This is a genomic window from Pseudoalteromonas sp. 3D05, from assembly GCF_002723455.1.
Taxonomy (GTDB): domain Bacteria; phylum Pseudomonadota; class Gammaproteobacteria; order Enterobacterales; family Alteromonadaceae; genus Pseudoalteromonas.
In genome coordinates, this window is record NZ_PDUS01000005.1 from 98,807 (window position 1) to 113,656 (window position 14,850).

General features: G+C 39.2%; 7 protein-coding genes. All 7 read left to right on the plus strand.

Features of this window, described 5'->3' with window-relative positions:
* Positions 1–21 precede the first annotated feature (21 nt).
* The 7 genes from CSC79_RS07145 to CSC79_RS20325 all read left to right on the plus strand — a co-directional run bounded on the left by CSC79_RS07145 (position 22) and on the right by CSC79_RS20325 (position 14,415).
* Positions 22–3,048: an anti-phage-associated DUF1156 domain-containing protein gene (locus tag CSC79_RS07145; protein WP_099295150.1), complete on the plus strand. Its 3,027-nt coding sequence runs from the start codon at positions 22–24 to the stop codon at positions 3,046–3,048.
* Between the two features lie 57 nt (positions 3,049–3,105).
* Positions 3,106–5,853 carry a phospholipase D-like domain-containing anti-phage protein gene (locus CSC79_RS07150; RefSeq protein WP_099295151.1) on the plus strand — a complete coding sequence of 916 codons (2,748 nt, stop codon included), beginning with the start codon at positions 3,106–3,108 and terminating at the stop codon, positions 5,851–5,853.
* Positions 5,854–6,106: 253 nt separating this feature from the next.
* On the plus strand, positions 6,107–6,685 hold the full coding sequence (locus tag CSC79_RS07155; protein WP_099295152.1) for a hypothetical protein: 579 nt from the start codon (positions 6,107–6,109) through the stop codon (positions 6,683–6,685).
* A gap of 302 nt (positions 6,686–6,987) precedes the next feature.
* Positions 6,988–12,036, plus strand: a complete 5,049-nt coding sequence (locus tag CSC79_RS20190; RefSeq protein WP_237113980.1) for a DUF1566 domain-containing protein — start codon at positions 6,988–6,990, stop codon at positions 12,034–12,036.
* A gap of 143 nt (positions 12,037–12,179) precedes the next feature.
* Entirely contained in the window at positions 12,180–12,734 is a 555-nt protein-coding gene (locus CSC79_RS07165; RefSeq protein WP_180270401.1) for a DUF1566 domain-containing protein, read from the plus strand.
* A 445-nt stretch (positions 12,735–13,179) separates the two neighbouring features.
* A complete protein-coding gene (gene ylqF / locus CSC79_RS07170) occupies positions 13,180–14,133 on the plus strand; it encodes a ribosome biogenesis GTPase YlqF (RefSeq protein WP_099295154.1) in 954 nt (317 codons plus the stop codon).
* A 147-nt stretch (positions 14,134–14,280) separates the two neighbouring features.
* Positions 14,281–14,415 carry a hypothetical protein gene (locus tag CSC79_RS20325; protein ID WP_272897221.1) on the plus strand — a complete coding sequence of 45 codons (135 nt, stop codon included), beginning with the start codon at positions 14,281–14,283 and terminating at the stop codon, positions 14,413–14,415.
* Positions 14,416–14,850 lie beyond the last annotated feature (435 nt).

The following is a 14,850-nucleotide window of genomic DNA, read 5'->3' on the forward strand; positions in this document are numbered from 1 at the left end:
CTGTTTGGAGATGAAAATTACATGACACAATTAACACCCTTTGCACTAAAAGATGCTCCAGCACTTATCGAGGCTGTGTTTCCTGCACAAAAAGTATCAACGGAAGCACAAAGAGAAAGAAAAGCAGGACCTGCTCAAACATTACCTTCTATTGGTTCATATTGGAAAGGTCGTAAGCCCTTGATTTTGGTTAGAGCTATTGTGCTTGGCAGTTTACTTCCTCAAACAAACGACAAAGAAAAAGATTTAGAAGTCTTTGAAATGCTAATGGCATTTGACTCTTTGAGTTTAGCGAAACGTGTTTATATTCAAAATTCATTAAAACCAATAGATTTTACAAACTCAATAAACTTAGATAATCCTTGGGATTACTTTCTGCATAGTATTAAGCCTGAAGATGATAAGTTTACAGAGGTTTCCGAATTAACTTTTCCATGTGATATCACCTCTAAAGGATTGAAGATTCGCTGGCGCAGAGATATCACTGAGTGTGAAAAGTTAAATTTAATTATGCAATATCTTAACAATATTGGTGATTATGAGACAAAATCCTTATTGTCAAAACGACCAGAGGAAGTTGATCAAAACTGGTTGTATGAACATATTTGGAAACATGTAAATTTGCATTACGCACATCTAGGTATTAATGCAAATTCAATTGATCAACTAACTGAACAGTTAGGGATTTTAAGATATGGTTCTCGACCTAAAGTCGGTGATGCATTCAGTGGCGGAGGCTCAATTCCTTTTGAGGCAGCTAGATTAGGGTGCGATGTTAATGCTTCAGACTTAAACCCAATAGCTTGTATGTTAACTTGGGGGGCAATTAATATCGTTGGGGAGAGTACTGAAAAACGAAAGCAAATTGCCAGTGAACAGAGAGAATTACTCGATAAACTTGACCAACACATCACAGAACTAAAAATTGAGCATGATGAAAAAGGTAACCGAGCAAAAGCTTACCTATATTGTCTAGAAACAAAATGCCCTGAAACTGGGTGGTTAGTTCCTATGGCTTCAAGTTGGGCAATATCTAAAATGAGAAACATTATAGGTAGATTGACCCCAAATCATGATCTTAAGCGCTTCGATATTGAGGTAGTAACAGGTGTTTCAAGAGAAGAAATGAAGCAGGCCGAATCAGGAACTGTTCAAGATGGGCATCTTGTATACGAACTTAATGGTAAAACGTATCGTACACCAATAAAAACAATTCGTGGTGATTACACAGACGAAAATGGAAATAATACTAATAGATTGCGTAAGTGGAATAAAGCTGATTTCAAACCAGCTCAAGATGATATTTTCCAAGAAAGATTGTACGCGGTTCAATGGATAACCAACGATACTTTAGGAAAGTCGAGAGAAGAAACATTTTTCTCTACGGTATCACCTAGAGACTTGGAGAGAGAGAAACTAGTCGAACAGTTGGTTGAAAGAAATATTATAAATTGGCAAGAACAAGGTTTCATACCCGACATGGCAATTGAGGCCGGAGATAAAACCGATGAACCAATTAGAACCAGAGGTTGGTCATACTGGCATCATCTCTATAATTCTAGACAAATACTATACTTTGCTTTACTAGGCGAAATGAGTAGTAAACCTGAGACTGCTATCGGTTTAGCTAATTGTTTGGATTTTAATTCAAAATTATGTGGATGGGGAACGAGTACTAAATGGGATGGTGGTCCGGTCCATGTCTTTACTAATCAAGCACTAAATACACAGTACAATTTCGGGCAATATTCTAACTATGTTTTGACTGAAAATATTTTTTTCAAGACGTTCCCAGAAAAAGAGCGCAGCTTTTCAAAAAAACCAATAATTAATATTGAAACTTGTAGTGCTGAAAATATTGTTCAGAAAAGTGATATCTGGGTAACCGATCCACCTTATGCTGATGCGGTAAATTATCATGAAATTACAGAATACTTTATAGCTTGGTTACGAAAAAATCCTCCAAAAGAATTTGCAAACTGGGTTTGGGACTCAAGACGAGCTTTAGCGGTAAAAGGTTCTGGTGATGATTTCCGAAAAGGCATGGTCAATGCCTATAAAGCAATGGCTGACCACATGCCAGATAACGGTATGCAGTGCGTAATGTTTACCCACCAAGATACTGGTGTTTGGTCTGACATGATCGGCATATTCTGGGCTGCGGGTTTACAAGTGGTTGGAGCTTGGTATATCGCTACAGAAACCACATCGGAATTAAAAAAAGGTGGCTACGTTCAAGGCACTGTTATTTTGATGCTACGTAAACGACCAGCGGGCGAAAATGCGGGCTTTAAACAGCGGTTATTGCCTGCTGTGCGTGCAGAGGTAAAGCGTCAAATCGAAAATATGATGCACTTGAATGACGAGATAAAAGACAAAATGGGTGAGCCAGTATTTAACGATTCCGACTTACAAATGGCCGGTTATGCTGCTGCTTTAAAAGTATTAACCGCATATACCCATATTGGTGGCGAGGATGTCACAGCATTTGCATTAAAACCTCGCACTAAAGGCGAAGTAACCGTTGTAGATGAAATTGTGCAACAGGCTGCTGAAGCTGCCAATAGCTTATTAGTGCCAGAAGGATTGACTACAGATACCTGGCAAAAACTCAGTGGTATTCAGCGCTTTTACTTGCGCATGATGGATATTGAAACAACTGGCGCCGCTAAGTTAGATAATTATCAAAACTTTGCCAAAGCGTTTCGGGTGGAAGACTATTCAAGAGTAATGGGGAGTATGGCGGCCAACAAAGCACAGCTAAAACGTATTCCTGAATTTGCTTCTCGTGACCTTACTGAAAGTAACGAAATAGGTTCAACTTGGCTTGGGCATTTGATTATAGGTTTACAGCAATTATTAGCAGAAGTTGATCCGCAAGTGGTGATTAGTCAATTTCAAGCAGACCTTCCAGATTTTATGGAGATACGCGTGTTATTGCTTGATGTACTGACCTTCATTGAAAATAAAGCGCCTGAAAAAGCGACCCGTGATGCTGCGGAGGTATTAGGTGCACGTTTACGTAATATGCGTGCAATAGGGAACTAGGAGTTTATTTTTAAATTCAAGTAATTAAAAATCCATGGAATAAGGTTAAGTAAAACAATGACAATCAGAAGGTTTTCTTCACGTACTCATAAGCTAGACAGTAGTTTTTTACTGGAGCATTTAAAAGGTGCCCGCAGCTATAAACGTATAGCGGGCTACTTTACTAGCTCGTTATTTGAAGTTGCTCATGAGTTAATTGAGGCTATTCCTGAAGTCAAAATTGTCTGTAATGTCGATATTCACCCCGATGACCTCAAAGTTGCTCAATTACGTGAATCAAAAATGATTGGTCGCTGGAACGAGCAAGATATAGAAACTGAAGCATTGTTAAACCGTGATCGCTACAGAAGACTTGACAGCTTTCTGGCTAAACATGGTCAGGTCATTCGCGTTGCGCCAGATAGTATTTGTGGTTTTTTACACGGTAAAGCCGGTGTTATTGAATGCGCAGATGGGCGTAAGCTCGGCTTTATGGGCTCTATGAATGAAACCAGTAGTGGCTGGCAACGGCATTATGAAATTCTGTGGGAAGATGATTCGCCGGAAGGTGTCGCTTGGATAGAAGAGGAATTCGAGTTTTTATGGAATGCCGCTCGTCAACTGCCTGATGCGGTTATTCGAGAAGTCAAGCGCAGAGGATATCGTCGAGAAATTGATTTTGAAGATATTGACGATGATGATGTAGCGCCAGCGGCACTCATTGAGTCGCCACTGTACCGACAAGGGTTTTCATTACAACCTTGGCAGCAGGGCTTTGTCAGTGAATGTATTCGCCATTATCATAATCATGGCATTGTTCGCCTATTAATAGCCGATGAAGTCGGCTTAGGTAAAACGTTGTCTATGGGGACTGCTGCACTCAGCTTATGCTTACTTAGCGACAAAGAACATAAAAAAAGAAAACCCGTTATTATTTTTTGCCCAGCTACCTTATGTGAGCAATGGCAGACAGAAATGATTGATAAATTGGGTATTCCTTGTGCTCGCTGGCATACACAAAAGAAAGCCTGGCTAGACCCTGAAGGCCGGATAATTTCACCATCCGGCCAACAGTTCATTGCCAAATGCCCATTGCGAATTGGTATCGTTTCAACAGGCTTAATGATGCAAAGTTCTCCAGAAAAGGAATATTTGCTTGGTATGCGTTTTGGTCTATCTATTTTAGATGAAGCACATAAAGCCAGAAGTAAGCAAGGATTTGGCAAAGACGCAGGTGAACATAATAACTTGCTTGCCTTCATGCGAGACATTGCGGCTCGTTCTGATCATGTTCTTCTTGGTACGGCTACACCAATACAAACCCGCCCAGAAGACCTATGGGACCTTATGGGTATATTGCACCAAGGTAGTGGTAACTTTGTTCTAGGTAATGATTTTGCTAACTGGCATTGGCCCGAAAAAGTGTTACCGATACTTTCAGGTGAGCAGCGAGTAACTGAGCCTAGTTTTGCTTGGGAGTTATTACGCTCACCATTACCTGACGTTGATTCTTCAAACGAACAGCATTCTAGAAAATTATTTCGATCGATCAGAGAAGACCTAGATCTTTTGAATAACAAAAAGTGGGATATTAGAAATCCACTAACTGATTTATCAGATGACTCAAGGGACTACCTTGAAGATGAGTTAGAGCGAGATATAGCTGGCGCAAGTTTTTTTCAAAGAGAGAACCCCTTTATTCGTCATATCGTTTTACGTAAACGAGTCACACTGGAAGATGCAAAATTATTACCCCGCATTGGTGTAGACGTTCATCCTCAGAGGAGCTTGTCGAAAGACGAGCATACCTTCACAAGTTTATTCGAAGGGAAAGCACTTAGAACAAGCGAAGATTTTCAACAAGCTTATGCGGAAGCGCGTAATTTTGGTAAAGCACTAGCTCAAAGCGGAAAAGGCAGTGGCTTTATGAAAAACCTTATGGAGCAACGAATTTGTTCCAGTATTGTAGCGGGCCTTAATACCGCCAAAATGCTTTTAGAAGGAAGAACAGTCCAAGAAGAAAGCGATGAACAGCTAATTGAAATAAAAGTTGATAAAAACTCAGATGAGATTGCCGTTCTTGAGCGTATGATCGCTCGTTTAGAAAAAATAAAAGTAGACCCTAAACTTGAAGCCATCATCCATTATCTTGAAAAAGAGCAGTGGCTTAAGCATGGAGTAATTATCTTTAGCCAATATTACGACACTGCTAGATGGGTGGCAGACTCATTAGCTGCTCGTTACCCTGATCAACCTGTGGGTTTATACGCAGGCGCTGGCCGCAGTAGGCTTTACCAAAAAGGGGATAGCGTTAATATTGAACGTGAAACCTTAAAACGCATGGTTGCAGAACATCAATTAGAAATTATGGTAGCCACTGACGCTGCCTGTGAAGGTTTGAACCTACAAACACTAGGCACGTTAATGAATATCGACCTGCCTTGGAACCCAACAAAACTTGAACAAAGAATTGGTCGCATCAAGCGTTTTGGTCAGGTACGCGATAAAGTCGATATGCTTAATTTAGTCAATGAGAAAACCGTTGATGAGAAAGTTTACGATAAGTTATCTGAGCGTATGCAAGATCGCTACAACTTGTTTGGTTCACTTCCCGACACTATCAAAGATGAATGGATTGCAGATATAGAAACCATGGGCGAAAAAATGGATGAGTACATCAACGCCCAGAAACAGGCCAATGGATTTGACCTGCGCTACACCTCAACGATGGAACCTTCAGAAAAAGATTGGCGAGATTGTTCAGATGTTTTATCTCGTCGAGATTTTAGTGAGTTGATGACATCAGGGTGGAGTGATACGAAATGACTAGTAATTCGTGTTTGCGCTTTTAAACACTAATTATTGATTTAGAGTATTGTAAGTCAATTAACGTAATTATAAGTGCTGTTCTTAAGTTAAAATTAAAAAGAGTGGTTAGCGAGGCGTTTGAAAATCGGTCTGCAGTTGTCAATCAACGCTATATTTTGGGGATATATGAGGTGTAGTAAAAGTATATGTATGAAGATTGGGCCTCATTCATACAACATTTTCCCGATTGAATATTTAACAAGGAAGTAGTATGAACTATAAAAAAAGAATTGAAGATGCTGTAATTAAAACCAGAGAGTTAAAGTTGGTAATGACCTCTAACCCAATTCCCTTTAGCGAAAAAATTAGTGAAGATAAAAAACAAGAAATCTTAACTCACTGTTTCGAAGTCCTACAATTCCATGGATTTAACTCGTCAGAGGACTTGGCAAGCAAATGTACCGATGTACATCTAATGCTTCAGTATTTTTTAAAGACAAACTTGAATATAACTACCTATATCACAATCGGAGATCGATATTGGCATGATTATATTTATTGTGAAATGTCGTATGAAAGCATAGAAAAAGAACTAAAAAATCCACAGGTGAATGAGCCAATAAAAGCACATGTCTGGCTAACGTTAACAGATGGAACAATACTTGATTGTACTGGAGAAGCGCATGCTGATTTAATATTTAATCGAGGTGACTTTCCACTGCATGAGTGTTTACACTTATCTGCTCCAAATGAAAAAGAAGATCCAATTGAGGGCTATTATAGGCCTTACTTGATAGGGACTGACTTCCTGGAAAAGACTGGTGTGTGCCAGATAATAATACCGTCTTAGGATAGCGCTATAAGCTAAGTTTTATAATGATGAAGTTTTACTAGCCATTGTTTATACAATGGTTTTTATGGTGAGCTTTTAATTTGTATCTAAGCTTTAGCGCTGATAAATCCTAGCTAAAACTCTTTTTAATGTCTTCCCTATAATATCAACAAAGCCTGGTCTTCCCAGCCTTTATTTGACAATTTAAATTCTAACTAAATTGCAACTTTGATGTATTTAATGTTCTTTCAATGTATATTTAATGTGTTTTTTATTTTTGGACTTTGTCTGCCACTTAATTAAATTTATTAGGATCTTCTATGAATGGACCTCGATTTAACTTTAGGGTATTAGTTAGTAGTTGTTATATTTTAGGTTTAACAGCATGTGGTGGTGGGTCTGAAAAAAATGATACACCCGTTCCAGTCCCTGTTCCAACTCCTGTCTTGGCTGAATCTATTTATTCTGATGATGTTATTGAGCGTTTAGGCTTAGATCCTTACGTATCAGACACAGATGGAGACGGTCTTAAAGACGACTATGAGATAACATATGCTAATGAATATATGTCTCCTAGTATCGCAGATGCAGATGAAAACGGTATATCCGATGCAAGTGAAGATAATGACAACGATGGCTTAACAAATCTCCAGGAACAAGCGCTAGCAACTTCGCCTTTTTTACATGATTCAGACTTTGATGGTTTATCAGACGACAAAGAAGTTACGGTAGGGACCGATCCACTCAATAGCGACAGCGACAAAGATGGTCTACTAGATGGAGATGAAGTTCTACTTGGTTTAGATCCATCTAAAGCCGATTCTGATGGTGATGGAATAGGTGATTTGGATGATTCTCAAGAGTTAACATTCGTTAGCAGTGATTCAGTAACGTTAAAAACAGATGCAACTCCAAGCTTTAAAAAACACTTTAGTGTAACTGTAAATCAGACCTTTAATGATAACGAACTAAAAAATACTCCGGTTTCTTATCAGCTAGATATTATAGACTTACCGGTTGATTTCATCGAACCGATATCTTTAACATTAAATACACAAAATGAATCAGGAAGTGGAGAGGTATTTTATTATAATAACTCGCTAGGCTTACAGCCTGTTCCAAAATCTATGATCGATAGCTTAGTGGATGGTTCGGTAACTGTAAAAGCCACCGCTCAAGAATTGGTAGCACTGCAATCTAAAGATGCAACGGCTGCAACTCAGAAACTCTCATCAGATAACAATTCAAGCCAGTTAGATGTAGCGACTACCTCTAATAGCATTATAAGCTCAATTATGTTTTTTGTTGTAAGTGCTGATAAGAGTAAAGCTATATATGACCGCTTTTTTACAAACCAAAATGTACCACCAAGTATTGAATTTAATTTCTCTGGGTCATCTGGTCATCGTGCTATTAATTTAGGTCTTAGCCCAATATTTACTAATGGATCTCATATAGAAAGCTCAGGCTTATTGATTAATGAGGGGGGAAGTGTTGCTTTCTCACCTCTTACGTCGACTAATACATATAGCCTTACTTTATATTTTGATCGGATAGATAAAGAAGGCGTTTTGCTATCACAAGAAAATACAGAAAACTTAGGTTATTACAATTATATATTTATTGATCAACCCTCAAATAAACCCACAGCGGTAACGCTTGTAAAAAAAGAAAATGAATTTTCGGTATACCTTAACGGTAAGCTTTATCAAGAAAGGGAAGCGTCAGGGGATATAGCTCAATATTCAACGTTGATGCCAATAACAATTGGTAAACCACTGGTAAATTGCGACCCTGATAACGACACTTCATCATGTGCAAATAACAAACAATTAGAAGGTGTGTTACTTGGGTTAGAGTTTTATGAGCAAGCGCTTTCGCTCGCAGAAGTACGTAAAACAGTCCGCAGAAAATACGAATCTTATATGTCTGATACAGATTCAGATTCAGATACATTATCGAATGTTGATGAACTATTGGGTTTTGTTATTTATGGTTCATCAAAAATAATCCAAACGAACTATCTAGAAGCAGATACTGATTTTGACTCTCTAAATGACAATGAAGAATTGCAAAGGTATCTGAACATAGGCTCTAATGCTTTACCCTCATTAAAAGCTCATGGGTCCCAAAGTGCGAGCATACAAAATAGCTCTTCTTATACTATTAATTACTGTGAAGGGGCCTTTATATCAAATTCCTATCAACAATGCAGAATCTATTTAAAAACATATGCAAATATTTCAGATCCTTTAATCGTAGATACAGACCGTGATGGTATATCGGATGCAGATGAATACTTTTTAGGTACTAACTCTTACTACTATGATTCAGATCTTGATGGGTTACCAGATCGTTTTGAGCTTTATTTAGAGACAGACCCTTCCGATCCAGATACAGATGGGGACGGGTTATTAGATGGAATGGAATATTACTTATCTGGTGAGGCAACTCTTCCTTTATTAGATAAAAATGTAGACTTTGGATTAGATCCTACTTCAGCTAATAATATCAATACTTACGAAGGTATTGAAGAGATTAAACTGGTAATTAGTTATTTGATCAACAAAGAAGATGAAGGCTTTTTTGATTCACTGCATAAAGATATAGCATTGGGTTTATATCAAGCCCAGTTAGAAAAGATTGAACAACTTGGCATGAATAACTCTACTATACATAATCATTTTCTTGATGGGGATAGAGTTCATGAATTTAGATACGTAGAAATCAACAATTATAACGAGCAGTCAGCCCTCTACAGGAAGGCTAAAAGTTTGAAAGAGCTTTATAACGATTACAAGCTAACACAAATAGAGTATGGAATACGAAAAGGCACAGGCTTTGAGGCTAAAAACTCTTACCAAGCTATAGGGCAAGTTACAGGTATGTTTGTTGCATTTGTTCCTTTTGCAGATATACCCGCAACGGCAAGGGATATAACAGCTAATGTCCTTTATGGTCGCTTTAATGACGCTTTAATCGATATCGTTTCTTTAGTCCCTGCGGGCGATGCGGTTAAAATTTATGACAAGGTCGTTCCTCTTGCTAGAAGGTTCGGAAATAATAAACAATTCTCAAATGTAGTTGTAAATTTACTTTTTAAATACGCATCAAGGTTTTCTAATAAACAAAAAATTACAATCATGGCTGCTTTATTAGGCGCTGATGTATTAAATTCTTTGATGTATGAAGGAGCTGGGAGCTCTGAAAGCAAGAACAATTCATCAGTCAGTGATTTAAATTTATTGCTCAATAGAGCAGATGTTACAGCCATACCACTAAGGCTAACTATTGATGAAGTTATAGCTATTGCAAAAGGAGTTGATGTAGCAAAGCTAAAGAACATGCTTGATGATAACAGTATTGAAGTGGAAAAAGCTCCATCGTCTACGTCTGAATTCGGGGCTTTCAATGGTGTGTTTCATAAATCACTCGATACTGAACATTGGAAAAATGCACAGAATTTTGTTGAGCACTACTTAAGAGAAACTTATGGTGTGGTTGCCAAACAAGAAGTGACAATGACTCCACCTAAAGACAGGAAGTATCTCGGTAGCTCTGAAGCTAGTGAGGATATGAATAAAAGAAGGGATGATATTCTAGTAGAGAAAAGCCCTGTCTATCTAAATCGCGATGGCTCTAAGTCAATAGATGTTGAAACTCATGAAGTCAAAGCCGGACCAATGAGCTATTCAAAAGAAATCAGAAAGGAAATTGAGAAGGACTGTTTACGCCTAAACGCCAAGGGCCGCTCTGACCAATTCACTATGAAAGACAAGACAGACAAACCTATTTATGCAAACGTCCAAAGTGTTACTTGGCACTTTACAGCAAGTGGTAAAACATCAAAAAAAGTTGTTTTAGGTGCGAGCAAGCGATTGTTAGAAGCATTACAGTGTAAAAAGTATGGTGGCAACGCCATAAAAATAAAAGCTTATTTGCCTAACCCTGGAGCTGCAGTTAATAGTATTTCTGGTGAAAATATAAAGTTAGCGACATTTGTTGCCAATGTAGATGATTTAGAAGCTGCAAAGGTGTCTGGTGCTTACGGTGAAGCTACAAGCACTTTCGTTAATACGCCTATCAAACTTGATATCAGTTTTGGCTATCGTGAGTTAACAGACAGCGATGGCGATGGATATGATGATATCGTTGATGCATTTCCTAACGACAGTCGTTATCATTTAGATAGTGATAATGATGGTATGGCTGATACGTGGGAAGTGCTCTACGGCCTAGACCCCAATGATGCCACTGATAAAGATTTAGACCCCGATAATGATGAGCTATCTAATTTAACTGAGTTTGAGTTAACACTTGAACTAGGTATTGCTTATTCAGGCTACGACCCTACAAGATCTTCACCTCAGGTTCCTGAATCATTATCGATAAATATAAAAGTGGGCGATACATATCAACTGCCTTTAGCTCCACTTACGCAATGGTCAGGAAAGGGTGACTCCTTAGAAATTAAGCTACTAATAGACACTATAGATGATGGACTGCGTGCGACCGGCGCAGATATAGTCAATCACTTTGGTATGAAAGTAGAGGAGGATGTAGCTGAAGGAGCAGTGCTGGAGCTTACTTACTTCGTTCAGGTGCAAACTGGTGAGGTATCTAAGGTTGGAGTTATATCTGTAAGCACAGAACAAGAATCTAGCCTCACAATTAAACTCAATGACACGGGCATAACGTGGTGCGCAGATGGCAGTAACAACAACCTTGACTGCCCAGTCACCGGTTACGAAGGACAAGACGCCGAGCACGGCCGTGATGCAGAGGCTAAAGCTGGGACCTTGGAAAAAGTCGGTGGCGGTAATGCTGGGTTTGACTTTACCAAGCTGGATGCTAACGGCAATGACTTACCAGAATCGGCAAGTGCCTGGTCGTGCGTGCGCGATAACCACACAGGGTTAATATGGGAAGTAAAAACCGATGATGGCGGCCTGCACGATAAAAACGACCTTTATAACTGGTATAACCCTGATAGCAACACCAATGGTGGAAATCCAGGCTATCAAAATGACGATGGCAATATTTGCTATGGCTATGATGCCAATAACGAAGCTAGTTACTGCAATACCCACGCGTATGTTGAGCGGGTGAATACACAACGCTTATGTGGTGCCAACGATTGGCGTATGCCTACAAGATTAGAGTTAATGGGTATTGTGAACAATGGCACTAAAGGTCCAGCGATTGACGCGCAGTACTTTTCGCAAACTCGGTCAGATTGGTTTTGGTCGTCGTCGCCCAATGCCTTCAATGGCATTTACGCATGGCGCGTCTCTTTCTTCGTTGGCTATGTTGGTATCACCGATAATGACTACAGCCACCATGTGCGGTTGGTGAGAACCAGAGAGTGATCTGATAAATTCTCCATATATCCGTTTATCAAGCTTATATGGCTCGCAGGCGTTGTAAATGGGGTAAAGCACAGTCATTTTTTTATACTAGTATGATAGTAAAAGCGGCATATTTACAGTTAATACACCACAGGAGCTCAACTATGCAGATTCAATTTAAAACTTTACTAATCCTTTTTGTGTTACTGAGCTTTAGCCCGCACATTTTAGCCAATGGAAGTTGCAATAACGAAAATACGGCCATTCCCTTTAGTACGTCCAGTAGTGATTTTACCATCCATGATAACGGCACGGTCACACATAGTGTTACGGGCTTGATGTGGATGCGGTGTATTATTGGGCAAACATGGCAAAATGAAAGCTGTATAGGTGTTCCAAGTGTGTTTACTTGGCAGCAAGCATTGACTCAAAGCGGCACTAATTATGCGGAGTACAGTGATTGGCGACTACCGAATAAAAATGAGCTGGCCTCTATTGTAGAGCAGCGTTGTTATAACCCGAGTATAAATGAGGCTATTTTCCCAGATACACCAGGTAGCAGGTTCTGGTCGACGACGCCCAATACCACTCGGTCGTCTTCGCCCTATACCAACTATGGTAGTCTCGCTTGGGGTGTCAATTTCGGTTATGGCTATGTAGGCAACGATACTGAGGCTAATGGTTATGGTTTTGTACGGTTGGTTCGAGCCAGGCAGTAATTTTGATTTTTGGTAGCAGATTTTACATCGCGTTCGATAATAAACATCGAGGTGGTTGTAGATCTTTTAACTTTCTGTGGTTTTATGTTTAGTGATTCACCTTTAAAGGAAGGTTTAATCCATTATATTTACTCTTATAAATGCACATCTAAAGGTGAGGTTAAGTATCATTCTACGGCCCGTAAATCTTTAAGTGAGGAATTCTTAGTTAAAATGTAAAATGCGTTACATGAAGGCTTTGGGCTTGGCCCTAAAAGTTGCCTGCAAGTAAAAGCGTATTAAGAGATTTTCTGTTAGTTATTCACTACTACAAGCACCTGCAATAATTGTTAGTTATGTAGTAAACTCCCTCCATAAACGAAAAGTACAAAAGCATAGTTTTACTTTTAGTACCCATATTAGTACCCATAGGCTGCGGCCTTTAATTAAAGGTCTTGTAAATCAAATGAGTAGAGCAGGAATACAGTGGTTCCCTGGGCATATGAATAAAGCCCGAAATGAAATTAAAGAAATCATGCCACAGATGGATGTGATCATTGAAGTGCTTGATGCGCGCATTCCTTACAGTAGTGAAAACCCGATGGTGACGAGCCTGCGTGAAGGCAAGCCGGTCATTAAAATTTTAAATAAAGCGGATTTAGCTGACCCTAAAATGACGCAAGCGTGGAAAGATTACTTTGAGCAAGAAAGTGGTGTAAAAGCCATTGCGTTTGGTAATGATAAAGCGGGGCAAGTGCATACGATTAATGAGCTATGTAAAAAGCTCGTGCCGCATAAGGTGGGCGCTGATAAGCAGATTAAAGCCATGATCATGGGTATTCCCAATGTAGGCAAGTCTACACTTATTAATACCTTAGCAGGTCGTATAGTGGCAAAAACAGGTAATGAGCCTGCCGTCACTAAAGCGCAGCAACGTATTAAGCTTGAAGATGGCATTATGCTTTATGACACACCGGGTATGTTATGGCCAAAAGTTGAAAATGAAAACTCAGGTTACCGATTGGGTGCAACAGGCGCTATTCGTGATACCGCAATTGACTACGAAGAAGTGGCCAGCTACACCGCTGAATATTTATTGCTTGCCTACCCTGAGCTTTTAAAAGCGCGTTATAAAATTGATGAATTACCACAAAGTGATTGGGAATTTGTTGAAATGGCGGGCAAAAAGCGTGGCTGTATTCGCGGTGGAAACCAAATCGATACGTATAAAATGTCAGAAATTCTAATTAATGAATTACGAGACGGTATCATTGGCCGTATTACCATGGAAACACCTGCCATGCGTGAAGAAGAAGAAAAAATGGTTGCTGAGTTACGCGCTGCCGCTGAAGCAAAAAAAGCAGCAAAAGAAGAAGAGAAAAAGCAACGTCGTGCACGAGCGCGTAAAAATCGTCGCTAGTTGTTTTTACACGGGTTAGCTCACTAAATAACAGCCATAAAAAAAGCCCGAAAGGGCTTTTTTAGTGTCATATCAACCGTCACCGATATGAGCAATGTAGCAAGTAAATATAGTAGGGCGATTATCTGTTATTAACATCAAGGGGCGTTGCAATTAATAACAGGTAATCATCACTTTAGCGTGGGCTACACGTTGTTTCAGGGTCGAGAAACAAATTCAGTTTATTCCTTACAAGCCGTCGTACTTTACCGTCTTGTTGATATTGATTATCAATTAGATTAATTCGTGTGTCAATAGTTTATTGAAAATAATTCTCATTTACTTTGCCTGGATTTCAGGCATAAAAAAAGCCCGTTAGGGCTTTTTTAGTATCATATCTACCGTCACCGATATGAGCAATGTAGCAAGTAAAATAGTAGGGCGGTTACCCGATATTAATATCAAGGGGCGTTGCATTAATAACAGGTAACCATCGCTTTAACGTGGGCTACACGTTGTTTCAGGGTCGAGAAACAAAAGTCAGTTTATTCAGTACAAGTCGTCGTGCTTTATCGTCTTGTTGATATTGATTATCAGTTAGATTTAACCAGCTGTCAACACTCATTTGAAAATAATTCTCATTTAGTTTTTGTTTTATTTAAAGGTACATATAAAACAGTTGTTTAGCACTAAAGTTAGTGCTGATTTTTTTGTCTAAAACACCTATGCTGGTTAAAT